The organism is Deltaproteobacteria bacterium HGW-Deltaproteobacteria-18 (assembly GCA_002841885.1).
GTDB lineage: Bacteria > Desulfobacterota > Desulfovibrionia > Desulfovibrionales > Desulfomicrobiaceae > Desulfomicrobium.
The window spans coordinates 74,722-98,289 of record PHBE01000016.1 but is presented as its reverse complement, the minus strand read 5'-3'; the positions used below and the strand labels follow the sequence as shown (position 1 = coordinate 98,289).

24 protein-coding genes and 2 tRNA genes are annotated in these 23,568 nt (G+C 56.7%); 7 read left to right on the top strand and 19 right to left on the bottom strand.

Annotation, left to right across the window (positions count from 1 at the left end; all coding sequences use genetic code 11):
* Nucleotides 1-484: histidine kinase (locus CVU60_14285; protein PKN40842.1), on the top strand; the 484-nt coding region annotated here is incomplete at its 5' end.
* A 170-nt stretch (nt 485-654) separates the two neighbouring features.
* Here the strand turns inward: CVU60_14285 and CVU60_14280 are convergent.
* Both CVU60_14280 and CVU60_14275 read right to left on the bottom strand, forming a co-directional pair.
* On the bottom strand, nt 655-1,752 hold the full coding sequence (locus CVU60_14280; GenBank protein ID PKN40841.1) for a hypothetical protein: 1,098 nt from the start codon (nt 1,750-1,752) through the stop codon (nt 655-657).
* 9 nt (nt 1,753-1,761) lie between these two features.
* Nucleotides 1,762-4,986, bottom strand: a complete 3,225-nt coding sequence (locus CVU60_14275) for a diguanylate cyclase (GenBank protein PKN40840.1) — start codon at nt 4,984-4,986, stop codon at nt 1,762-1,764.
* Nucleotides 4,987-5,124: 138 nt separating this feature from the next.
* Here CVU60_14275 and CVU60_14270 point away from each other — a divergent pair, with 138 nt between their 5' ends.
* Both CVU60_14270 and CVU60_14265 read left to right on the top strand, forming a co-directional pair.
* The gene (locus CVU60_14270; GenBank protein ID PKN40839.1) at nt 5,125-5,589 is read left to right on the top strand and encodes a DUF1456 domain-containing protein; all 465 of its coding nucleotides are present in this window, start codon (nt 5,125-5,127) and stop codon (nt 5,587-5,589) included.
* A complete protein-coding gene (locus CVU60_14265) occupies nt 5,586-6,416 on the top strand; it encodes a GntR family transcriptional regulator (protein ID PKN40838.1) in 831 nt (276 codons plus the stop codon). Before CVU60_14270 ends, CVU60_14265 begins: the two co-directional genes overlap by 4 nt.
* Nucleotides 6,417-6,520: 104 nt before the next feature.
* On the opposite strand, the gene CVU60_14260 is transcribed toward CVU60_14265, so the two are convergent.
* The gene (locus CVU60_14260; GenBank protein PKN40837.1) at nt 6,521-7,555 is read right to left on the bottom strand and encodes a DUF2157 domain-containing protein; all 1,035 of its coding nucleotides are present in this window, start codon (nt 7,553-7,555) and stop codon (nt 6,521-6,523) included.
* A gap of 515 nt (nt 7,556-8,070) precedes the next feature.
* Here CVU60_14260 and CVU60_14255 point away from each other — a divergent pair.
* Nucleotides 8,071-8,433, top strand: coding sequence for a hypothetical protein (locus tag CVU60_14255; protein ID PKN40846.1), 363 nt, complete (start codon nt 8,071-8,073; stop codon nt 8,431-8,433).
* 204 nt (nt 8,434-8,637) lie between these two features.
* Here CVU60_14255 and CVU60_14250 read toward each other — a convergent pair whose 3' ends face one another.
* From CVU60_14250 to CVU60_14235, 4 genes are all read right to left on the bottom strand, one after another.
* Nucleotides 8,638-8,925, bottom strand: a complete 288-nt coding sequence (locus CVU60_14250) for a hypothetical protein (protein ID PKN40836.1) — start codon at nt 8,923-8,925, stop codon at nt 8,638-8,640.
* Complete coding sequence (locus tag CVU60_14245) at nt 8,925-9,152, bottom strand: hypothetical protein (GenBank protein ID PKN40835.1); 228 nt, start codon at nt 9,150-9,152, stop codon at nt 8,925-8,927. The genes CVU60_14250 and CVU60_14245 overlap by 1 nt, the downstream gene beginning before the upstream one ends.
* Nucleotides 9,153-9,440: 288 nt before the next feature.
* A complete protein-coding gene (locus CVU60_14240) occupies nt 9,441-9,623 on the bottom strand; it encodes a hypothetical protein (protein ID PKN40834.1) in 183 nt (60 codons plus the stop codon).
* Between the two features lie 836 nt (nt 9,624-10,459).
* Complete coding sequence (locus tag CVU60_14235) at nt 10,460-10,825, bottom strand: metal-binding protein (protein PKN40833.1); 366 nt, start codon at nt 10,823-10,825, stop codon at nt 10,460-10,462.
* 345 nt (nt 10,826-11,170) lie between these two features.
* On the opposite strand from CVU60_14235, the gene CVU60_14230 reads away from it, so the two are divergent.
* The gene (locus tag CVU60_14230; protein PKN40832.1) at nt 11,171-11,686 is read left to right on the top strand and encodes a hypothetical protein; all 516 of its coding nucleotides are present in this window, start codon (nt 11,171-11,173) and stop codon (nt 11,684-11,686) included.
* 149 nt (nt 11,687-11,835) lie between these two features.
* Here CVU60_14230 and CVU60_14225 read toward each other — a convergent pair whose 3' ends face one another.
* The 8 genes from CVU60_14225 to CVU60_14190 all read right to left on the bottom strand — a co-directional run bounded on the left by CVU60_14225 (nt 11,836) and on the right by CVU60_14190 (nt 18,290).
* Nucleotides 11,836-12,663: a hypothetical protein gene (locus tag CVU60_14225; protein PKN40831.1), complete on the bottom strand. Its 828-nt coding sequence runs from the start codon at nt 12,661-12,663 to the stop codon at nt 11,836-11,838.
* Nucleotides 12,656-13,855 carry a cytochrome c oxidase subunit II gene (coxB, locus tag CVU60_14220; protein PKN40830.1) on the bottom strand — a complete coding sequence of 400 codons (1,200 nt, stop codon included), beginning with the start codon at nt 13,853-13,855 and terminating at the stop codon, nt 12,656-12,658. Before coxB ends, CVU60_14225 begins: the two co-directional genes overlap by 8 nt.
* On the bottom strand, nt 13,852-14,148 hold the full coding sequence (locus tag CVU60_14215) for a cytochrome-c oxidase (protein PKN40829.1): 297 nt from the start codon (nt 14,146-14,148) through the stop codon (nt 13,852-13,854). Before CVU60_14215 ends, coxB begins: the two co-directional genes overlap by 4 nt.
* Before the next feature lies 1 nt (nt 14,149).
* Entirely contained in the window at nt 14,150-14,749 is a 600-nt protein-coding gene (locus CVU60_14210; protein PKN40828.1) for a cytochrome C oxidase subunit III, read from the bottom strand.
* On the bottom strand, nt 14,742-16,361 hold the full coding sequence (ctaD, locus tag CVU60_14205; protein PKN40827.1) for a cytochrome c oxidase subunit I: 1,620 nt from the start codon (nt 16,359-16,361) through the stop codon (nt 14,742-14,744). The genes CVU60_14210 and ctaD overlap by 8 nt, the downstream gene beginning before the upstream one ends.
* Before the next feature lie 23 nt (nt 16,362-16,384).
* Entirely contained in the window at nt 16,385-17,521 is a 1,137-nt protein-coding gene (locus CVU60_14200) for an SCO family protein (protein ID PKN40826.1), read from the bottom strand.
* 105 nt (nt 17,522-17,626) lie between these two features.
* Nucleotides 17,627-17,995 (bottom strand): cytochrome c class I, encoded by a 369-nt coding sequence (locus CVU60_14195; protein ID PKN40825.1) that lies wholly within the window; start codon nt 17,993-17,995, stop codon nt 17,627-17,629.
* Nucleotides 17,958-18,290: a hypothetical protein gene (locus tag CVU60_14190; protein PKN40824.1), complete on the bottom strand. Its 333-nt coding sequence runs from the start codon at nt 18,288-18,290 to the stop codon at nt 17,958-17,960. Before CVU60_14190 ends, CVU60_14195 begins: the two co-directional genes overlap by 38 nt.
* 332 nt (nt 18,291-18,622) lie before the next feature.
* On the opposite strand from CVU60_14190, the gene CVU60_14185 reads away from it, so the two are divergent.
* Together CVU60_14185 and CVU60_14180 are read left to right on the top strand one after the other, a co-directional pair.
* On the top strand, nt 18,623-20,059 hold the full coding sequence (locus CVU60_14185) for a sigma-54-dependent Fis family transcriptional regulator (protein PKN40823.1): 1,437 nt from the start codon (nt 18,623-18,625) through the stop codon (nt 20,057-20,059).
* Nucleotides 20,060-20,188: 129 nt separating this feature from the next.
* The gene (locus CVU60_14180) at nt 20,189-21,181 is read left to right on the top strand and encodes a hypothetical protein (protein PKN40822.1); all 993 of its coding nucleotides are present in this window, start codon (nt 20,189-20,191) and stop codon (nt 21,179-21,181) included.
* A gap of 191 nt (nt 21,182-21,372) precedes the next feature.
* On the opposite strand, the gene murA is transcribed toward CVU60_14180, so the two are convergent.
* The 4 genes from murA to CVU60_14160 all read right to left on the bottom strand — a co-directional run bounded on the left by murA (nt 21,373) and on the right by CVU60_14160 (nt 23,502).
* Entirely contained in the window at nt 21,373-22,623 is a 1,251-nt protein-coding gene (murA, locus tag CVU60_14175; protein ID PKN40821.1) for a UDP-N-acetylglucosamine 1-carboxyvinyltransferase, read from the bottom strand.
* A 33-nt stretch (nt 22,624-22,656) separates the two neighbouring features.
* On the bottom strand, nt 22,657-23,241 hold the full coding sequence (locus tag CVU60_14170; protein PKN40820.1) for a VOC family protein: 585 nt from the start codon (nt 23,239-23,241) through the stop codon (nt 22,657-22,659).
* A gap of 59 nt (nt 23,242-23,300) precedes the next feature.
* A tRNA-His gene (locus tag CVU60_14165) sits at nt 23,301-23,376 on the bottom strand.
* 50 nt (nt 23,377-23,426) lie between these two features.
* A tRNA-His gene (locus tag CVU60_14160) sits at nt 23,427-23,502 on the bottom strand.
* Nucleotides 23,503-23,568 lie beyond the last annotated feature (66 nt).

Below are 23,568 nucleotides of genomic sequence, written 5' to 3'. Positions count from 1 at the left end.
GGCCCTCAACGCCACCATCGAGGCGGCCAGGGCCGGTGAAGCCGGGCGCGGGTTTGCGGTTGTAGCCAACGAGATCAAGGAACTGGCCATGCAGACCGCTCGCGCAACAGAGGAAATCCGGGGCAAGATCCAGGGCATCCAGGGCGCGACTGGGGTCACGGTTTCGGAAATCCAGCAGGTCAGCCAGGTCATCAACGAAGTGGACTCCATCGTCGGCACCATCGCGGCCGCCGTCGAGGAGCAGTCCGTCACGACCCGTGACATCGCCGACAATGTCGGTCAGGCCTCCCAGGGCGTGCAGGAAGTGAACGAGAACGTGTCCCAGGCCGAGGCCGTGACCCGTAACATCGCCAAGGAAGTTTCTTCCGTGAACGAAGCCTCCGGCGCCATCGCCCAGTCGGCCGAGGCGGTGCAGGCCAGTTCCGAAAGTCTGAGCGGACTTGCCCGCGACCTCAATGCCATGGTCGGCAAATTCAGGATCTGAGCCTTTCACCAGCGTGGATCAGTGCGCGCAGCCATCAACGACGAAGCCCGGCCAAAAGCCGGGCTTCGTCGTTGATGGGCCGGAAGACCGCCTCCGAAACGAAAAAAGGCGACTGGCTACAAAGCAAAATCCCTGATTCTTACTGCTGAGAACATCGTTCGAACTTGAACTCAAAAAGAATTGCTGGAACCGGGTGCCAAGAGTCCTTCACGGATGCGCAGGGAAAAGTCCGGATCATCACCCAGTGCCTTGGCACGCGCATTGATGAGACTGAGCCTCCGCAGGTCGGCAAAGGGGACGCGGGTATCCAGCATGCCGCGCTCGTAGGCCATCTCGTCCACAAACCCATTGACGAGGATGCGCCAGTCAATGCGGGCATCGCGGGTATAGGTCAGCGCATGCGCGCGGATATTTGTCGTGCAATTGCTGAAAAGAGCGTTGTACCACTGCGGATTTTCATAAAGCTCGTTTATCTTTTTGAGATATTGCAGAAAAACAGGACAGGCAACGTCCTGGTTGAAAGCCAGCCGATACAGATACACGTCCTCATTGCGAAAATTGGTGCGCAGACGGACCAGATCGCGCTCGTCGCCCAGTACATAAATCAGTTCGTACTGCCGAAAGAATCCGCGCAACGCCGAATACTCCTCGTCAACTGTCTTGCGGGTCTCGATGGAGACGCAGACAAAGTCGTCATCCCCGAATTGAAAGCTGAGCATGGTGTGGGCAATGAGCGGCGAACCCCAGTAAACCAGAAAAAGATCCACGGCCTTGAGCTGTGAGAGGCGCACCGTCTTGTCATAATGGTTGACGCCATACCGGGTTTCGGAACTGTATTCGCAATTGCGGATATTACGCAGAGTGATCAGGTCGCCATTGATTTCTGCACGCGGCAGGATGGCGACATCGGGCTGCCAGTCCCTGGTGTTCGACGGTTCAAGGGCAAACCACCAGACCAGAATCAGGGAAAACACGAGACCGAAAACGGTCAGGCGCATCCTCTGCCCACGCAGCATGAGGGACCCCAGCAGCAGTGCCCCTGCCGCCGCTGCGGCTGGAATACGCCAGAACTGCGGCAGATCGCCGTAATAAACGGCCAGAACACTCCACAGGACAGCCCCCAGCAGCAAGGCATAGAGCAGCGCCAGGGCGCCAATGCGGGCAAGTTTTCGCATGAATATCATTTCCGTTTCAGCGCGCACGTGGTGAGCAGCTGCCTGCATGTTGACCGGACCCGAGCAAAATCCCCTGTCAGGGCTAGTGCCCATGCCCCGGGATCAGGCAACAAGCGGTGAAAGCAGCCCGTCCCTGGCCAGCAACTCCTCAAAATCCTGGGCGGGGACAGGTCGGCTGGCAAGATAGCCTTGCAGCACTATGGGCCCCATGGAAGCCAGCAGACTGCGTTGCGCCTGGGTTTCCACGCCTTCGGCAACCAGCCTCAGATTCAGGGTCCGTGCCATGGACACGATGGCCGCGACAATGGCCCTGCTGTCGGGATCATCGGTGATGTCCTTCACGAAGGAGCGATCGATCTTGAGTCCGTCGATGGGCAGGCGCTTCAGATAGGAAAGGGAGGAATACCCAGTCCCGAAGTCGTCGAGAAAAAAGGTTCCCCCGGCTTCTCGCAGATTGAGCAACGTCGACTCGGCCTTGCCCACGTCGCCCATGAGCATGGACTCCGTAATTTCGAAATACAGTTTTCCAGGGTGCAGTTCAGTAAGCAGCAGAACCTCGCGCAGGGTCATGGCCAAATCCGACCCGGAGAATTGCCGCGAGGATATGTTCACCGACATGGTCAGGTCGTGCCCTGCGTCCTGCCAGAGCTTGGCTTGACGCGCGGCTGTGCGCAGCACCCAGTCGCCAAGGGGCAGAATGAGCCCGGAATCCTCGGCCAGGGGAATGAACTCCGCCGGAGAAATGAGCGTGCCGTCGCTGCGCCAGCGGATGAGCGCCTCGGCCCCGAGAATCTTGCCGCTCTGGATATGCACCAACGGCTGGTAGAAAAGCTCGAACTCATCTGCCTCGATGGCCTTGCGCAGCTTGTATTCCATGGAAATGCGCCGATGCGCGGCCACATCCATTTCCGGGGTGAAATACTGATAGTTGTTGCGCCCCATGCTTTTGGCCCGGTACATGGCCATGTCCGCGTTCTTGATCAGTTTCGCGCCCTCGATCCCGTCATCGGGGGCGATGGTAAGACCGACGCTGGCCGTCACGAAATACTCGACATCCCCATGGTGAAACGGTGCCTTCAATGCTTCGAGCATTCGGTTCGCAATGTGGCTGGCAGCATCCACCGACTCAATCTCGGGCAGCAGAATCAGGAATTCATCCCCGCCCAATCGGGCCAGGGTGTCCCCGCTGCGCAAGAGTTTTTCAAGACGGCGGGAGAGTTCCACCAGCAACTGATCGCCGACACCGTGCCCCAAGCCGTCGTTGATGGTCTTGAAATTATCGAGATCGAAAAAGAGAAGTGCGAGCTTGCCGTCGCTGCGCGCGAGTTGAGCCAACGCCATGCGAAGGCGGTCGCCCAGCAGGATGCGGTTGGGAAGACCGGTCAGGGCGTCGTGCTGCGCCTGGTATTCCAGGGCGTCCTGCTGACGTTTGAGTTCTGTTATGTCATGGAAAATCGAGACATAGTTGGTGATCTCGCCCGCTTCGTTCCTGATCGCGCTTATGGTCAGCCATTCGGGATAGGACTCGCCGTTCTTGCGACGGTTCCAGATTTCACCGGCCCAGTGCCCCTCCTCCACGAGTTTGGCCCACATTTCCTTATAAAAATGCTGCGGGTGCCGATCGGATTTGAGAATACGCGGATTATCGCCCACGACCTCTTGAGAACTGTACCCGGTGATGATGCTGAAGCCCGGGTTGACCTGTTGAATAGTCCCTTTGGCGTCGGTGACCACGATTCCCTCGACGGTGTTCTCGAAAACCTTGGCGGCCAGCATCAGATTTTCCTCGGCCTTCTTGCGCATGGTTATATCGCGGACCACTGCCAGGTAGAACTCCGGAAACTCTCCCTTGCCCCACAGGGGGGATATGGTCGCCTGCCCCCAGAAAACCGTCCCATCCTTGCGCACATAGCGTTTCTCCAGGGTGATTTCCTTGTGCGTCTTCGTGACCAGGGTCTGCATTGCGTCCTCGGATAACTGCCAGTCGTCGGGATATACGAGGTCGTACGGGCTGAGATGGCCAAGCTCCGAGGCAGAATATCCCATCAGGTCGGAAAATTTCTGGTTTACCTTGATGAATCGTTGCGAAACGCCCTCGAACTGAGCCACTCCAACGCTGGCCATCTCGAAAAAGGCCCTGAAACTGCGCTCACTGGCGGACAAGGCGGCGGTACGCTCGCGCACCTGCCTGCTGAGCCGTGCATTGAAAACGAAAAGCAGGGCCGTGATGGCTGTTCCGACCAACAGGATGACTCCCAGCACAACCAGGGTCATGCGGATGGCTCGATCCTTTCCGGCCAGCAGATTGTTCTTGAATTCCGGATAGAGAAATCCAGCCAGGTCGTAACCCGGCCTCATCATCCCCAGTTTGACATAAATTCCGGCAATGTGCCGCCAGCGCTCGGGGTTCATGTGGCCGATCTCGACAAAATCCGGACGGATCAGCCTGCGCATGGTCTTGGCTTCGAAAAGAAGATGCTCCATCGAAAGATCCGAGGAATACCCGGCACGAATGAGATTGGCCATTTCCTCCGGGTTTCCCATGGCGTACAGCCAGCCACGCTGCACGGCGCGTAAAAAGGCATCGACCTGTTCCGGATGCCTTTTTACCTGATCTTCAGTCGCGACCAGGCAGTCTCCGTAGAAATCCACTCCGTAATTGATGGGCCTGATGAACGCGGCGGGAACACCGCGCTCCTGCATCTGATAGGGCTCGCTGGTCAGGTAGGCACTCATGGCGTCAATCCGCCCGGTCACAAGATCATCGGTATCCCAGGAATGGGGCACCACGGTCACGCTCTCAAGGGGAACGCCCTCGCTGACGAGCATGGCCAGACATTCCGGATCCATTGCGGAGGTCATCATGATACGCTTGCCGCGCAGGTCGTGCGGAGAATCGAGATGTGCATCTTTGAGTGTCATCATGACATTGGGCGAGTGCTGAAAAATTGCGGCCAAGGCGACCAGGGGCCTGCCCTCCTGACGCTTGATGAGAATCGCCGGGGAATCAACTGCATAATCCGCCTCTCCCGAGACCAGGCTGGCGGAAGGATCAAGGCCAGGCGCGCCCTCAAGCAACTCCACCTGCAAGCCTTCGTCCTCGAAATACCCTTGGTCAACGGCTGCGTAGTACCCGGCAAACTGAAACTGGTGCCGCCATTTGAGCTGCAAGCGAACCTTTTGGACTGATTTGTCGGCGGCGAAAGCGTTTTTGCAAGGCCCAAGAAGACCGATCATGGCCCAAAACAAAAAAAATGGCAGGACAACTGAAAAAAATCCCCTTGCGGCCCGGGACAAAAGACAAGCAGGACAGGAGTGTTTACGCATGAAGCAAAACCTAACATTCCGACACGAAGGGTCAAGAACAAACACGTTCCTCCTCCCCCTGCGGAGGAGCAATTTCCTGATGACCGCCGCAAACTTCCCGTGTAGGCGAGGCCTGACGCTTTTCACCGAGGATTCGACATGACCAACAACGACATTCTGCGCCGATTGCGCTATGCATTGAACCTGGACAACGCCGGCGTCATCCGGCTCTTCACTCTGGGCGGACACGGATTGAGCCAGAAAGATCTCGACCTGCTGCTCAAAAAGGACGACGAGCCGGGTTTCGTGGATTGCCCGGACGTGCTGCTGAGCGCTTTTCTGGACGGGCTGATCACTTCAAGACGCGGCGCACGGGATCTGGCCTCCGAAACGGCCGAAACTCTGAACAACAACCTGATCCTGCGCAAGATCCGCATCGCCCTTGAACTCAAGGACTCGGACATGATCCGTATTCTGGACGCTGGCGGCATGGAGATTTCAAAGTCCGAACTCTCCGCCCTATTCCGCAAACAGGGACATCGCAATTTCGTGTACTGCCGGGATCAGCTCTTGAGAAAATTTTTGAGCGGGCTGGCAAAAATCTCGCGGGAGGAACTCACATGATTGAATTCGGCAAAACAGCGACCCTTAAAGTCATGAAGCTGGTCACAGGCGGCGCCTATCTCGACGGCGAAAACCTGGGCGAGGTCTTCGTGCCAAAGCGCGAGCTTCCGGCTGGCACGGTCGTGGGAGACAGCCTGAGCGTCTTTTTGTACCGGGACTCCGAAACTGTGCTCACGGGCAGCGTGACCAAACCCAAGGCCGAAGTCGGCCAGTGCGCGTTCATGAAGGTCGTGGCCGTGACCAAATCCGGAGTCTTCGTGGACTGGGGCCTGCCCAAAGACCTCTTTGTCCCCACGATCGAACAGTACAAGGCGCTGGAGGAAGGCCGTTCCTACGTCATCCTCGTGTATATAGACGAACGCACCGGCCGTCTGGCGGGCACAGCCAAGCTGCACTCCTACCTGAGCGAAGAAGGAGAAGGATTCAGGCCGGGACAGGAAGTGGACCTGCTCATCAGCGGATTCTCGGAACTCGGCTTCAAGGCAGTGATCAACAACACCCACCTCGGGCTGGTCTTTCGCGACGACGCCCCCGGCGAGTTGCGTTACGGCCAGCGCATGAAAGGCTTCGTCAAGGCCATCCGTCCCGACGGCAAGATCGACCTGTCCCTGTTGCCGCCCGGCATGTCCGGCCTGGACATGCTGGGGGACCGCATCCTGGCCCACCTGGCCGCCTGCGGCGGGACAACCGACCTGACGGACAAGAGCCCGGCCGAACACATCGCCGCCGCCTTCGGGGCCAGCAAGTCCAATTTCAAGAAAGCCCTGGGCCGCCTCTACAAACAAAAAAAAATCAGCATCGAGCCGGACCGGATCGTGCTGCTTTGAGCCTGATTTGAAGACCCATGACCACTGGGGTCAACGTGAAAGAGCCGCGGGAATTTTCCTGCGGCTCTTTCACGTTTTGATGAAGCGAAAATCGCGCTGGCCCGCTAGCCTCGGCGGTCCACCAAATCCCGCAGCGGCAGTGGCAGGAATCCGCGCAATTTCTGAGCAATGGCCTTCTCGTTGCGTTGCCAGATGATGCCCATCCAGATGACGCCAAGCCCAATCAAGGTCAGTACGAAAGGAAAGAGCAGGCTGTCCTTGAAGACGTTCCAGGACAGGTAGCCCAGATAGCCCGCCGCGCCCAGGCCGCCGAAAACGGCAAAAACCCTGCGCCGCAACGCTGCGCCGCAGAAGATAAGCAGCATGTTGATGCAGAAATAGAGGAACTTGTTCAGCTCGCTGTCGGAGCGCATCAGCGAAAGACCGCCCCAGAACGCAGTGACCCCGAAAATGTAAAGCCAGAAGGCGAAGTCTTTTTCACCCCTGGTGCGGATGTCGATCCACAGGGCGACAAGGGTGATGACCACGCCGGACCAGAGCGAAACGAGCTTGCGCAGCTCCCAGGTGACGTCGGCCTGACCGAAGATGAAGGGCGCCAGATCCATGCTCATGTACCACAGCGTCGCAGCCACAGGCATGACCAGAAACGGCAACCGGTAGCGCCAGAGCATGATCGCCCCGGCGGCCAGGGTGCCAAGCTCCATGAAAATCCAGCGCCAGTCGATATAGACATGGTAGTCGCGGTAAACCCGTCCATCGGCCCACCAGCCCATGGCTTCCTGGAAGCCATAGATCGCCAGCGGAGTCAGGGCCACGACAAAGGCAGCGATGATCCCGGCCGGGATGGGCAAGCGGCGCTTGTGCAGAAAATTTTCGGTGAGCAAAAGCCCGGCCAAAGCGTAGACCACGGCAATGCCAAAGAGCCCCCATCCCCCGAACGACTCCCATCCCAGGGTCATGAACAGGCTCATGGCGCCAATGGCCATGAGGCCGCCCAGATAATAGAGGATATGTGTGAAGCGGAAGCCAGGCGTATCCATGGCCGAAGCCTCCAGAAACTCCCACAGCCGCTCCGCCTGTCCGGCGTCAAGAATGCCCTTTTCCACCGCCTGTCGCAGCCTGCTCCTGCCAACGTCCATGCGATCCTCCGGATTTCGCGCTCATGTCCGGACATCGGGCCCGGAATGCATACCCTGTATTACCGGTGGCGCCGACAAGGCAACGGGCAATCGTGATCATGCCGATCGCCCGTCATCACCGTACTCGCTGCGCCGCAATCAGGCACAATAATCCCGACCAAAAAACAATCCGAAAACAAGTGTAGCGTCTCGAAACGCAAAAAAATCGGAATACCCGCATAGCCAGGACAGGCCTTGAGCAGGCCATCGGCCAGGCATAAGTAGCCCCCCTCAGCATTATTAACTCAACATACTTCCAAATCCGCATGCATTAAAAAATTTAAACATTATTTTATTTATAATTATTATATAAATTTAATTATAAATAAGAATTTATAATACTATATATATTTGTATTTAACAAGAAAACATAAAATTTATAAAACATAAATAATTATCTGGAGAGATTAATAAAAATAAATTATTAATAAAGGAGGTTTAAAGTGAGAAAAATAATTTACACGGCAGGGGTGATAATGCTTTCACTGCTGCTCCTGACAGGGTGTGCGAGTAGCGGAAACAAAAGCCTGCGGAAAGAGAGCGAAGCGTCTGTCGCACAAAAAATTTTCGAGGGAAAAACGACCAAAGATGAAGTTCGTTCTTTATTTGGATCCCCCATATCAACCACTTTTACAGAAGGAGGCCTTGAGATATGGAGATACCAAATGGCAAAAATAAGTGCTGATGCAGTCAATTTTATACCCTTTGTGAATATGCTCGGTACATCTGCAACCGGTACAAAAAAAGAGCTGACAGTTCTATTTGACGATAAGGGCATAGTGAAGCGCTATTCCATGAGCGAGTCGCCAGTCCAGGTCAAAACAGGTCTGTTTCAGTGAAGATTCAATCCTGCTCCGGCAGTCTAAACAGCCTGCCGGAGCAGGATAATCGCTGAAGGCTGCCTAATAACCATTCTACTGCTTCTCCAAACCGCCAACTATGGCTGGACCAACCTCGTCCGTACGCTGAACCAGATACGCAATCCCGCCGACAAGGTCATTGATGATCTTGGCAAAATTGAGGACCTCCTGCTAGTAGAGATATCAATTTCTTGCCTTGTTCAGCATGTAGCCGGACATGTCGTTGAGAAAGGAAAGCGCCGACTTCGCGTCGGAACCAGCAGCCTCAAGACCGCCCACTACCGCCCCAAGGACAAATTTTCCGCTGCTTACCACGATCCCGAATGAATCAGAGAGACTGTCATCCGAAGAAGCCACCAGCGTCACAAAGCGCGAGTCCAGTATCAATAAATTCAGAAATGCCTGCGCCTCGGCTTCCGCCAGATTGTCCCAACCACCCTTCGCCTCGACCAACTTACCGATCTCACCCATCAAGTCGGCGTACGGGCATATTTCTGAAGCACGGCATCGGCCTGCTCACCGGTCATTCCCTTCTCAATAAGCTTAACCCGGATGGACAACTGGTTATCCACGCTGTCCTGAAGACGTTGATCAGCGGGCAGCGCCTGTTTCACCAGTTGGGCCAGCTTTTCCAGATTGCTTCTGATACCTTCGAAACCGCTCGCTACTTCCCGGATCGCCGAACTATCGAAATACACGACAACCGAAGTCTTTTAGTCCCTGGTAATTTGCTGGGCTCTTTTCAAGTTCCGATTCAACCCTTCCAGACCTGTGGCGGGGTCGGAGCGAATGATGATCTCGCCCTCGCCGATGGTGGCGCGATTGACCTGACGTCGGTCTCCGGAATTGTAACTGCCATCGAAGGTGTTGAAGGATGACGCGACACCCTCTTCGCCGGAGGAATAAGAACCTGACAGGCTGACTTGGAAGTTCTTGGATTTGTCGTGATCCTTGGGGTGTCAGATTCAATACGGATTATCAGTTTACTATTCGTGACCAGGTAAAGTGTTTTCTGGCCAATACGTTTTAGGAATTTTATTCATCTTTCTGCTCGTTGCATCAGGGTCATCGTCAATAGTGAACATTTGCTGAAACACCGGTCGCCATTCATCGTCCGGTTCAACACCGATACCTCGCATGATTACGACAAACCCTTCAAACTGTTGCAAATTTATACTTGCAGCATAAATATAGTCTTTATCTCCATTGTCATAATTTCCATACCCTGGAATGTTAAACCCTCCTTTAGATGCATATTCACACCACCTTTTTAATACTTTATCAACAAGTGGAGTGAATGATCTATAATATACAATTTTATAATCCGGAGAATATACATAGCCAACATAAAGAGGATATTGGTATTGTTTTAAATCTATATCAACATGATTCATCAATGCTATCCTGTTTGCGCTATCCGGATCTAAAGCAAGATAAATAACCCACGAATTTGATTCGCTATTATTTGAATTATCTGCATTCGAATATGAAGACAATGACATGATAACACATAAAATAATAGTAACTCGATATATCACTTCAAAACTCCATTGCTTGAAAGTTATTCCAATGTTTTATCTGCAACTGAATTTGCATGATATTCTTATAGTAGTTAAAAAAATTTAAAATAATTAAGTATATATGCTTACAAGACCCATCAGGATCGATTTTTAGCCACAAAAAAACCTCCAGTCACAAAGTGACCAGAGGCGCGCATGATTGGACGGAACTTCTGCCGATGCGAAAAATTTATTTCAGCTAACGACACAAAAACCGACAAGGTCATAAAAAGCGCATGACCGTCTCGATGAAGGAACGGTCATGCGCAGCAGTGTTTTCAAGGCAGCCAGGTCTTTCCTGACGACTTTCGGTAAATAAAGGCTTAACTATCTATAATCACATCTCTTTTGACATAGTCAGAAACACGTATATTCTAAAAAATCAATGAGCCTCGAAGGTTCAAGAAAACTCGTAACGCTCATGCGTCTGCGGCCTTTTTTCGGCTTCAGGCGAAAATATCCTTCGGAACATAGGGATGCGTGCCTTCGATGACGCGAATACCGGCCTTGGCCGTGATTTTCTTGATGATGTCTTCCTTGTGGGGACACTGCTCGGCAATGCAGGGCGCGATGTGGATCACGGTGGGTTTTTCGTTCATGGGTGCGTTCCAGAGCTTGACCTGCATGAGCCGGGTCACTATGGCCGGTGCCGGACATCCGCCGCAGCCGACCATGCCGACGATCTCGGCATCGGTGCCCTCGTAAATCTCAAAGATCCCCTGTCTTCTGTTGAAGGCCACCAGACAGCGTGAACAGCCGATGCAAACGTCATCCATGGTGTTCTTGCACCCCACGATCAGAATTTTTTCCACAATACACCTCCTGAAGTGAAATATCGGTTGATTGTAAAACGATCCTTATTTAGGCCCATCGCGCGGCAATGGCAAGCGCACTTGCTTAATTCTGCAGCATGTTGCGCATATCCATAGTCGATACTTCACACTCGAAGCTGTTGCATTTCCATAGTCCAAGATGACCGTTTCGAAACCAGCTCGGCACGGCTCAGCGAATACTCCCCGGAAGGAAGCCCAACCCTCCAACCATCTGTGCTGACAGGGATTTCAAAACTGCATAAAAATTTTCTTGACGCTCTCTTGTGACACATGGCACAAACTGATTGATTAACCAACTCAATAATTCCTCGGGAGAAAATTCATATGAAATTGCCAGGCTTCAAAACTTTTCTGGTTCCGGTAAACAACAGCGAGGCGAGCCGCCGCGCCAAACGTTACGCCATCGCGCTGGCCAAACAGTGCGGAGCAAAGGTTGTCCTGTTTCACTCCCACGGTCTGATCAGCGGACGCATCAGTCCTGATGGCCGCGAAAAAATCATCCGCAAGAATCTGGAAGAAATGGGCAAGATTTTTGCCATCTTCGTTGATGGATGCAGAGAAGCCGGTGTGGAGTTCGAAATCGTGGTCGAGCAGGGCGCGACATCCGACGCAATCGTCAAGGCCGCCCACGATCATGACTGCGACATGATCATCATGGGCACCAAGGGAAATGCCTCCGCGAGCAAGATTCTCGGATCCCTGACGGACACGGTCAGCAAGCAAAGCTCCGTGCCCGTGGTCGTGATCGGCGATGAATGCGAATGCTCCAACTCCTGCGGCACCTCATGCCTGCACAAATGGCGCTTCGCCCCCGCCGCCAATCTGCAGCACGCCTGCTGATTACCGGATTGACTCACACCAGAAGCCACGCGGGGAAACCGGCGTGGCTTCTGGCGTTTCAGACCGGAGTCCGGGACATCGCCTCGCCAACGTCCGACACGGGGATGGGCGAGAGACATTGAGTCATTGGAAGCGGCCTGTTTTCGTCTTTACCGGGCCAGTCGTTCAGCCACGATCATAAGCACCACGCCCGCCAGAAATCCATCCGACGCAAAGCGCAGCACCCTGGCCCGCGCGAAAACGGCCAAAAGGGCGTAAGCGGGACAGGCAGTGGCCAAGGCATAGGCTTGGCCGGGTCCTGAAGTGAGGCCGAACAGCGGAGCCATGCCGCCGAGCATGGCCAGGCCCAGGGCCCAGATTCTGGGAATGGCCTGCCGTGAGAAGCCGGAAAAACTGTTGGCCGGAACCGGGAAGCCTGCGGCGGCGTAATCCTTGGCGTTGGCCTCGGCCAGCATCCAGAAGTGAGGCATCTGCCAAACGAAATAAAGCGCGAAGAAATAGACAGGCTCGATGGCGGACACCCCGCCCCCTCCGGATATCCAACCTATCCAGAAAGGCAGCGCGCCGCAGGCCGCTCCGGGAATCATGGCCCAGCCCGTGACAGGCTTGAGCAGTGTGTAGAGGCCATTGTACAGGCCCAGTACCGCCAGCAGGACAGGCAGGACAAGCCAGGAAAGAAGAGGCCATAGAAACATGACCGACATCACCAGCAGGGAGGCGAACATAAGCCCCCCCTGCCCCGCGCTCATTCTCCCGTCGGCCAGCGGACGCCTCCTGGTCCGCTCCATGCGCGCATCGCGGCCGCGCTCCTGAATCTGGTTCAGAACCGAAACGGCAGCGCTCAAGGCAAAGGTCCCGGCAAAAAGCGCTCCGCCGCCGGACATATCCCCGGCGGACATGGCGTATCCGGCCACAGACGAAAGCCCGACAGCCAGAGAGATACCCGGCCGAATCAGTGCCGAAATGTCCCTAATCATTGTTTTCGCTCAAGGAGTGCATGTAGTCGACCATGGCCTGCAGCTCGTCTTCGGTAAGGTGTTCGTAGGAGGGCATGATGGGATCATACCCGACGACAATGAATTTCTCCGGATCAAGAATGGCTTCAACCAGGTACTCATCATTGGCCGCCATCCGCGAACCGTCGGCCATTTCCACCTCGCGGCCGACGATGTTCTTGAACGTCGGCCCGGCTATCTCCGAACCGTCCGTGGAATGACAGCTCAGGCAACCTTCGGCCTCCATCAGCTGTCGCCCCCGATCCAGATCGCGTTTGGCCCCGCCCGTCAGATATTTGATGATGGCATCCAGATCCTGTTCCGGCATCTCCTCCTTGTAGGCAGGCATACCCTCGAAGCCCTCCACCAGTTCCGCGTCCGGCTCGACGATGGCGCGGCGCAGGTAGGCTTCGTCCACGAAGGCTTCCCGCGTGCCGTTTGCGTCGACGACCCGTCGTTGCGCCCCATAGATATTAAGCAGCGTCGGCCCCATTTCCTCCGATCCGTCCAGGGAGTGACAAGCCGTGCAGCCGTAGGACTCCAGAAGCCCTATGGCGGCCTCGTCCCCTGCTGCCGAACTCTCGTACCAGGTCCGAAAATCGTCAGGGTCCATGACCTCGACGGTGGAGAGCATGTTGGCATGCCTGAGACCACAGTATTCGGCGCACAGGATATCGTAGCTGCCCTCACGCTGGGCCTGGAACCAGGCATGGGTCTGCATGCCGGGAACGGTGTCCATCTTGATGCGGAAAGCGGGTACGAAGAAGCTGTGGATGACGTCCACGGAGGTCATGTCCAGACGCACGGCCCGATCCAGGGGCACATAGAGGGTGCTGGCACGCTTGCCGTTCTCGTATTCGAACACCCAGGACCACATGCGCGCCGTGACCTGCACGCGCATGGCGTCGGCGGGGACGGAACGCAGCGCCTTGAAGCTGGCCCAGCCGTAATAGAACATGCCCATGACCAGAATGCTCGGGATGACCGTCCAGATGACCTCTGCCAGGACGTTGCCGCGAATGTCCGCCGCCTTGGGATGCCGGGTGTGATGATAGCGGATGACGAACCAGACCATGAGCACCGTGATGAAGATCAAAATGGCGGCCGAAACGCCGAAAATCAGCAGGAAAACCTGATCGACCTGGGCCGCGACCTGAGTGATGGGCGGAATCATGCGCCTGCCTCCGGCCGCATCGCCACGTCGAAAAAGGTGAAGCCAATGAAGATGGCCAGTATGACAAAGACCAGCAGCACGAAGGCCCCGAGCATCCGGTTCTCGTATTTGAGATGCATGAAGAAAAAGATCACCAGGAGCGCCTTGGTCGAGGCCACGGCCATGGCCGCCAGCACGTTCAGATAGCCGAAATCGAAGCTCGCGACACCCACCGTGACCCCGGTCAGGACCATGAGGGCCAGCCAGATTCTTGTCAGCAGGGCAAAGGGCAGAATGTGTTTTTGTGTAGTCATGTCAGCTGATCAGGTAAAAAAGTGGGAAAAGGAAAATCCAGACCAGATCGACCAGATGCCAATACAGGCCGCCGTTCTCGAGCAGCCCGAAATCGTCGGGCGTGACCCGGCCCTGCCAGATGCGCAGCATGCAAAAGCCAAGGATCGCCGCACCGATGATCACATGCAGGCCGTGGGCTCCGGTCATGACGTAGTACAGGCCGAAGAAGATGTTCGCCCCTCCGGAGCCGGCCGCCATCTCCGGCGAACCAGGGTATATGCCGTGGCCGATCTTGGCCGACCATTCGAAAAACTTGTTGACCATGAAGACCCCGGCCAGGGCGATGGTCGCGGTCAATAGCCAGAGGCAGAGCGTTTTTCTGCCCTGTTGCAGGGCGGATATGGCCAGGGCCACGGTCAGGCTGGAGGTGATGAGCACGACCGTGTTGAGAGTGCCGAAGACGCGGCTCAGCTGCAGTCCGCCTTCATGGAACTCCGCCGGATAACGGTGCAGATAGACCGAATAAAGCAGAAAGAGTCCGCCGAAGAGCAGGATCTCGGTGAACAGAAAAAGCCACATCCCGAACTTGTCGCCGGTGTAATCCTTGTGTGCCTCACTCATCGCGCTGCACCCCCTCGTAGGAATATGGGCCGCGCGGCACGTCCGGCGGATCGAGAAAGGTCAGGTGCGGCGGCGGGCTCGGCAGGGTCCACTCCAGGGTGGCCGCTCCCCATGGGTTATTGCCCACGGTGCGTGGCCCGGACAGACATTTGGACAGGCCGTAGAACATGACGATGAGCCCCGCGACCAGCACCCAGGAACCGATGGTCGAGACCATCTGCCCGGTCTGGTACATGGGCAGGTAGTCGTAATAGCGGCGCGGCATGCCCTGCAGCCCGATCACGAACATGGGGAAATAGAGCATGTTGAACCCGCCGATAAGCAGGTACCAGCTCAAGTTTGCCATGCGGCGGTCGTACATGCGCCCGAAGATCTTGGGGAACCAGAAATGCATGGCCGCGAAGAGCCCGAATCCCGTGCCGCCGAAGATGACGTAGTGAAAATGGGCAACCACGAAATAGGTGTCATGGACGTGAATGTCCGTGCCCGCCGAGCCCAGCACCAGCCCGGTCAACCCTCCGGCCGAAAAGAGGAAGATGAAGCCGAGCGCGAACATGAGCGGCGGCTCCAGATAGATGGAACCCTTGTACAGGGTGGCCACCCAGTTGAAGACCTTGATGGCCGAGGGAATGGCCACCACGAAGGTCAGAAAGGAGAAAACCATGACGGCGGTGTCGCTCATGCCGCTGGTGAACATGTGATGCGCCCAGACCAGGGAACCGGCGAAGGCGATGGCCAGGCTCGATATGGCGATGGCCTTGTAGCCGAAGATGGACTTGCGCGCGAAAGCCGGGATGATCTCGGAGACCACGCCCATGGCCGGAACGATCATGATGTAAACGGCCGGGTGAGAATAAATCCAGAAAAGATGCTGGTACAGGAGAGGGTCCCCGCCCTTGGAGGGATCGAAGAGTCCGATGCCGAGCCACCTCTCGATGAAGATCAGGGCCACGGTGATGCCCAGTACAGGCGTGGCCAGCAGCTGAATCCAGGCTGTGGCGTAAAGCGACCAGGTGAAGAGCGGCAGCTTGCCCCAGTTCATCTGGGGAGCACGCAGGCGATGGATGGTTGTGATGAAGTTCAGCCCCGTCAGGATGGACGAAAAGCCGAGAATGAAGACCGCGACCACTGCCAGGGAGACGTTGGTCGTGGTCCGCTCGCTGAAGGGCACGTAAAAGGTCCAGCCCGTGTCCGGAGGGCCTCCCCCGGTGAAGAGGCTGGTCACGGCCAGACAGGCTCCGGTCAGGTACAGCCACCAGGAGAAGATGTTCAGACGCGGAAAGGACACGTCTTCGGCCCCGATCTGCAGGGGCAGCAGGATGTTGCCGAAGGCAGCGGGAATGCCGGGAATGACGAAGAGAAAAATCATGACCACGCCGTGCAGGGTGAACATGGCGTTGTAGGTCTGGGCGTCCATGATGTCCCGGCCCGGCGCAATGAGCTCCAGACGCATGAGCACGCCAAGCACCGCGCCGACCGCAAACATGCTCAGGATGGACCACAGGTAGAGCATGCCTATGCGCTTGTGGTCGGTGGAGAAGATCCAGGACAGGATGCCGCTTCGGCCCGGATAGGGGTCCAGAAAGGGCACGGTTTCACCGGGGGAATGCATGCGTGAAAACCTCTTTTGCGGGCTTAATTTCGGGGAGTGCGTTTCTTGCGGCCGGCAAGCATGAGCGAGACCAGCAATACGGCCAGGATGAACAGGATGCCGGTGCCTGTTATCTTCATGAAATTGAAGGCGTAGCGCTTGCCTTCGGGGTCATAGGAAAAACAATAGGCCAGCACGCGCTTGACCGACAGCCCGATCTGCTCCTTGCCCGCCTCGGTGGCGGCCATGGTCAGGTCGAAAGACAGGGGCTTGGTGCCGTAGAGATAACGCACGATCTTGCCCTTGGGCGAGACGGCCATGATGACCACCGGGTGCATGAAATCCTTGCCCTCGCGCCTGAAGCCGAACCCCAGGGAGTCCATGAGCGCGCGGATATTGGCTTCGTCGCCGGTCAGAAAGCGCCAGCCGTTTTCCGGATACTTGAAGTCCATGGCCGCCATGTAATTGCGCTTCTGCCGGGTAGCCAGTTCCGGTGTGTCCGTGTCGTCGAAGCTGACGCTGACCACTTGAAAATCTTCCCCGGGCGCAAGCTTCACATCCGGCAGCACCGCCGTCAGCGAACTCTGGATAATGGCGCAGACATTGGGGCAGGAAAAATAGATGGGCACGACAATGGTCGGCTTGTCCACTATCTCGCCCATGGTCACGGCCTTGCCGTCCTCATCGAGGAAGCGGGTTTCGGCGGCGATGAATTCTCCGAGCCTCTCCGTCACGCCGACCGAGGGTTCGGCCACTGGCGCGGGATGGACGTGCTCAGGCTCGGGCTGAACGTGCGTGGACTCCGATGCAGACGCGGGATCGGGCTGCCCAGCCGGGGAAGCCGGAGTCATGTGCCCGGAATGATCGACAGGCATTGCCTCGGGCTGCGTCTGCCCCGAGTGCGTGGCCTGCGCGGGATCTTCGTCCATGGCGGGATCCTGGGCCAGGGGTTCCATTTTCGGCGCGGCGGCGTCCCCGTGTCCGGCATGCAGCGCCTCTTCGGCCTGCTTCATTGTGGAATGGTCATGCCCGGTGACTGCGGCCGCGGCATCCTGAGCCTTGTGCAGCGAACTCTGCGAGAATGCCACCACCGGCCATGCCAGAAAAAGGAAAACAAGAAAGGCTAAGCGCATCCGGGCCTCAAAAACGAGCCCTTCCAGATCGGAAAGGCTCGCCTGCATTTGGGTTCAAGAGTGAAGGTCTGCACGCCGGAAAAATTGGACTCCGGCGGCAATTTCGCAAAAAAAGGACTTTCATCGGCTTTTTGAACCGATTCGATGAGGTCCTTAAAAAGTGCCAATATGGTTGGCCAGGGCTTCGATGTCCTCATCGGTGAGGGACTTGGCCAGTCTTTCCATCATGGCCTTCTTTTTTCCGCCATATGTCTGCTCCCTGTAACCGACCAGGGCAGTTTTCGCTTCTTCGACCGAAATCCCCTTGAGGGGTGGGCTCATGGCCGTATTGGTGCCATCGGCACCGTGACAGCTTTTGCACATTTTCGCATAGCGCTCGGCACCGAGGTCATCGGAAGCCACAGCCACCGACGCGAAAAGAAGACCGGCCAAAAGACATCCCATTACGTATTTCATAGCGTCCTCCAGGTGTTCAAGGGTTCTTTCAATTAGCTGAACAAAGCGTGGCCCGCTGCTGCTCATCGGCCAGGAAAAGAGCGATCTGGTCAGCCTCGTCGTCACTCAGCAGATCGCTCTTGTATTCGACCATGCGCAGCACCGTTTCCTTCCACCAATCCGGATCATTCGTGGCGACTTCGCAATTTTTCTCAATTCCATGACAACCCAGACAGCGCTGGGTGATCAAAGACTGACCATCTGCGGCCTGAACAAGGCAAACCGCAAAGAGCATCAGCATGGCGCAAAGAAAAGCAACACTCACCCCATATGGACTGCGTCTCTTGCCTGCTGAAATCATTTCACTCGCATCAATATCCACGTGTCACTCCTGCGTTGGGCAAGTCTGAAACAAACATATTCACCATCTGCACAATTTCAATGTTCTCCTGCATGCTGACATAAAAGACCGCCAACAACAATCCGTCCCTGCCTTTTCGTTTCCCGTCGGTTTCAGCCGGAATTCACGACTGACGGCACCTGCAGAAACAATTTTTTCAGGCTCAAGAACTCAATTTATTCCCAAATCCTGAAAAAGACCAGCCCGCTTGTCATTTTCATGTTCAGACGCAGAAAAAATCTGCACGCACAAGAATCTTGCTTTTCCAGACATATTCCGACAAAAACGGATTTATATTTTTTCTGGAGTCACAAATGGCCAACATTCTCATAATTGATGACGATCATGATTTTTCCCGTTCCTTTCAGCGGATCATCGAACGCATGGGACACCCCTGCCAGATCGCGCAGAGCATCAGGGATGCGTTTGACCAGCTTGGCAGCATGAACTGCGACCTGATCTTTCTCGACGTCAACCTGCCCGACGGCAACGGACTGGCGCACATCAAGCAGTTCCAGTCCTTTCCCTCCCTGCCCGAGGTTGTCATCCTGACCGGCGACGGGGATTCTGACGGCGCGACCCTGGCCATCGCCAACGGAGCCTGGGATTATGTGGGCAAGCCCATCTCCCTGAACAACATCATGCTCATTCTGCAACGGACCATTGCCTACCGGGCCTCCAAAGAGCAGAGCCGGGGGCCGCGCAAGGTCAAGCGCAGCGCCATCATCGGAGAAAGCCCCGCCATCATGGGCTGCCTTGAGGTCATGGGCAAGGCAGCGGGCAGCAAGGCCAACGTCATCATCACCGGAGAGACGGGCACAGGCAAGGAACTTTTCGCCAGAGGCATCCACGAAAACGGGGCAACGCCCGGCAAGCTGGTAGTCATCGACTGCACGAACCTGTCCGCCCAGCTGGCAGAGAGCACGCTCTTCGGCCATACCAAGGGTTCCTTCACCAGCGCTCACGAGGCCCGGGACGGCCTCTTCAAGCTGGCCAACAACGGCACGGTTTTTCTGGATGAGATCGGAGAACTGAGCCTTGAGCTGCAAAAATCCCTGCTGCGCGTACTGCAGGAGCACAAATTCAGGCCCATCGGTTCCGAGAAGGAAGTCAGCAGCAATTTCAGGGTCATCGCCGCCACCAACCGCGACCTGCGCCTCATGGTCGAGCAGGGACTTTTCCGCAACGATCTCTACTACCGCCTGAACGGTCACCAGATCGAGATCCCCCCGCTGCGCTCCCGCAAGGAAGACATCCTCCTGCTGGCCGAATATTACACGGAAAAAACCTGCCGCGAGAGCGGCATCACCGCCAAGACGCTTACCCCCGAATTTCTCAACGCCCTCCATGCCTATCTCTGGCCGGGCAATGTACGCGAATTCGTAAACACCATGGCCGTCGCCATTGACAACTGTCAGGACGAACCGTCCCTGTACAGCCACCATCTGCCTGTGGATGTGCGCATCAGCATCGCCAAGAACTCCTTTCGCCAGAATCCGGACAAGGAACAGCCCACCCTGCTCGAACCCGGCCGCATTCACGGCGCCATTCCCCTGCCGTTTTCACCGGGGGACGACCTGCCTCCTCTGCGCGAGGTTCGTGAAATCGTGGTCGGCCAGCTCGAAAATACCTACATGCGCCAATTGCTAGGACTCTGCGGCAACGATGTACCAACGGCCTGCGAACGATCGGGCCTCTCCCGTGCGCGACTCTACGAGCTGCTCAAAAAACATGCGATCCGCCTCAAATGACATACGTCTCGCGGCCGGTTCGCCAAAACGGATCAGCAAGCGCGGCCGCTCCCGTCCATGGACAATTCCGGCTTGACGCAACGCGCACCTTGGATACACAAACACCCATTATCCAACAGGGAGTTTGTCATGACCCGCTTCTCTCGCTATTCTCTGCTGACTTTTCTTTTTCTGGCAGCCTCCTTCCTCTCTGCAGAGGTCTGGATGCAGGCTGTCCGCCACACATCGTTCTGCACCACCTCCGCCTGCGACGTCGTCGGCGAGTATGTCCGCTTCGGCGAAGGCAACCTCATCAAGATGGGAGCGGCCTTTTTCTGGTTTCTGTGGGGGCTGGTCTTTTTCGGCGGACGTTACGACAAAAAATGGATCTGGGGACTGGCCAGCCTGCTGCTTTTCGGTGCGCTGGCCTTTGACGGCGCGATCCTGGGCTTTCAGTTCATGGGGCTCAAGGAAAAATGCCTGCTCTGCATCATCGTGGGCGCAGCGCTTTTTGTAGGGCTCTGCCTTTTCGCCTGGGTTCGTAAATCGCTCCTGACCGTCTTTCTGGGCCTGGCCGTATGGAGCGGAGGATTCGTCGCCAACTCGGTGCTGGACCTGAACGTGGTTCCGCCATCCATCGTCGACACGGCCTTCAGCACCTGGGAGACGGCGCCGGACAAAACGCCGCAGCACGTCCTCTTTTTCAGCCTGCACTGCGATCACTGCTCGAAAATCCTGGCCAACCTTTCCATCAACGCCCACACCCTGCCCGGCAAATGGCACCTGGCCAGCACCGACAACAAGGAAGACGACCTGTACCGTCTGGCCACCGTGCAAAACGCAGACGCGAGCAAGGAAAACCTCTTTCTTGAAGTGCTGCGCGTGGAAAGCCTGGACAAGATCGACCCCGTTCCGATTTCCGAGGATCTGCGACAGACGGTGCGCACGGCCCGGGCCTATTTCAAGATGAAGGGCTATTCGGGCGTCCCGATCCTGGTGGTCATGGAGCGGCCAGGCTGGGAGATGGTCCTGCGCGGGGAGGGAAACATCACCGAATATCTGCGTGTACGAGGATTTTTGCAGCGCGAACTGCAGTTCCCGGGTGCACCGTCCAAGAAGAACGGGAACGGAGAGAAGCAGTAGCGGGAGGGAGGCGATCCAAGACAGGAAAAGGCATGGATCGCCACGTCGAAGACTCCTCGCGATGACGGCAGTATCTGTCTGCCAATGCGTATCAGCTCCAAGCCCACGCTCAAAAAAAACCTCGCCTGGGAACACCCGGGCGAGGTTTTTTTGACCACTCAACACGGCGAATCCGCCGCCATGAAAAAAATCTATTCCTGTTCGCGTCTGATCCTGGCGCCTACGGAGGCCAGCTTCACTTCCATCTGCTCGTAGCCGCGGTCAAGGTGATAGATGCGGCGCACATCGGTGCGCCCCGTGGCCGCCAGACCGGCCAGGACCAGGCAGGCGCTGGCGCGCAGGTCCGAGGCCATGACCGTGGCGCCTTTCAGTGAGTCCACACCGCGCACCATGGCACTCTGCCCGGAGAGGGTGATGTGCGCGCCGAGACGGGCCAGTTCCTGGACATGCATGAAGCGATTCTCGAAGATACCCTCTGTGATCACGCCCGCGCCACGGCTGACGCACATGAGCGCCATGATCTGGGCCTGCATGTCCGTGGGAAAGCCAGGGTAGGGTCTGGTGGAAAGATCGACGCAGTTCAGCGGACCGTCGACGGTGGCGGTCAGCATGTCGCGATCGCCGTCGATGACCATCCCCATCTCGCGCAATTTCGAGATCACGGCGTCAAGTGCATCCACCGGGCAGTCCCGCAGGATCAGTTCACCCTTCGTCATTCCTGCCGCCACCAGATAGGTGCCCGCCTCGATGCGGTCGGGCATGACGGGATAGGAACAGCCGTGCAGGGATTCCACGCCCTCGATATGTACGACGCTGGTGCCGTGACCGGTGATGCGGGCTCCGCAGGTGTTCAGAAATTCGGCCAGATCCTGGATTTCCGGCTCCCGGGCCGCGTTCTCGAGCACGGTCTCCCCTTCGGCCAGCACAGCGGCCATGATCAGGTGCTCGGTGCCGCCCACGGTGGGGAAATCAAGGTGGATATGGGCCCCTTTGAGGCGGTCGCAGGTGCCGACGATGTCGCCGCTCTCAAGCTCGAAGACGGCCCCCATCTGCTCCAGCCCCTTGAGATGCAGATCCACGGGCCGCGCCCCGATGGCGCAGCCGCCGGGCATGGCCACCCGCGCCCGGCCGAGCCTGGCCAGAAGCGGCCCCAGGCACAGCACGGAAGCGCGCATGGTGCGCACCAGATCATAGGGCGCTTCGGGCTTCAGGTCACACGAATGCAACAGCACGTCCCCATCATTGAATTCGGCGCGGCAACCAAGCAGTTCGAGCAGTTTCAACGTGGTGGCGATATCGCGCAGATTCGGCACATTGGTGAGACGCACCTCGCCTTCAACCAGAATCGATGCGAGCAAAATCGGCAAGGCCGCGTTCTTGGAGCCGCTGATGCGGACCTCGCCCTTGAGCGGAACGCCACCTTCTATGACAAGTTTATCCATATTTTCCTCAACTACCCCGGTCTGTTCCGGGATTTATGTTTTTTTGATGAATGCGGCACGCACGGCTTCAGCTTCGCCGGGATAGGTGCCGCGGTCCGAATCCGAGGGAACGGCGGCCCGCCATCTTTCCGGATGCGGCTTACTGCCTTCCATTGCGGCCGGAGTCGGATTGGAGTCGATCATTATCGGATGGGAGCGAACGTCGTATTCGGGCACGGCATAACTGAATTCAATAGGGATATTGTTGGGATCAAAGGAGTACAGGGAAATGATGAACCCGTGATCGATGAATTCCGAGGCCCAGAAATCATTGGCTTCCAGCAAGTCCTTCAAGCGCCCCAACTCTTCAAGGCTCTCCACTCCAAAGGACAGATGGTCGAAAGCCGCAGGCCCGCGCACCGGGGCGCCATGATCCTTTTCGGCAATGGGCTCCACGTTGGGCCATTCGAAAAAGGCGATCATGTCATTATCTGTAATCTCGAAAAAATAATGCCTGTACCCGGGATGCCCAAGGCCGACGACCAGACGCATGCCGAGCAGATCACGCCAGAAGTTTACCGTCCGGTCCATGTCCGCCGTGACCATGGCCAGGTGGTTGATGCCTGTGAACGCTGCCATGCGACCTCCCCAAAAAAAAAGCAGAACCAGTTCTTATCCGGTTCTGCTAGGGTGTCAAATGGGGTGAGTGACGCGGCTTGAACGCGCGACATCCTGGGCCACAACCAGGTGCTCTGCCTACTGAGCTACACCCACCACGAAAAGCTAGAAAAAAAGGGACAGACGAACTGTCCCATGTGGTCTAATGGGGTGAGTGACGCGGCTTGAACGCGCGACATCCTGGGCCACAACCAGGTGCTCTGCCTACTGAGCTACACCCACCATCCGACAGGGGAAACTCTCTACCCAAGCCCCCTCACCCGGTCAAGTAAAAATCTTGTTGCGCAG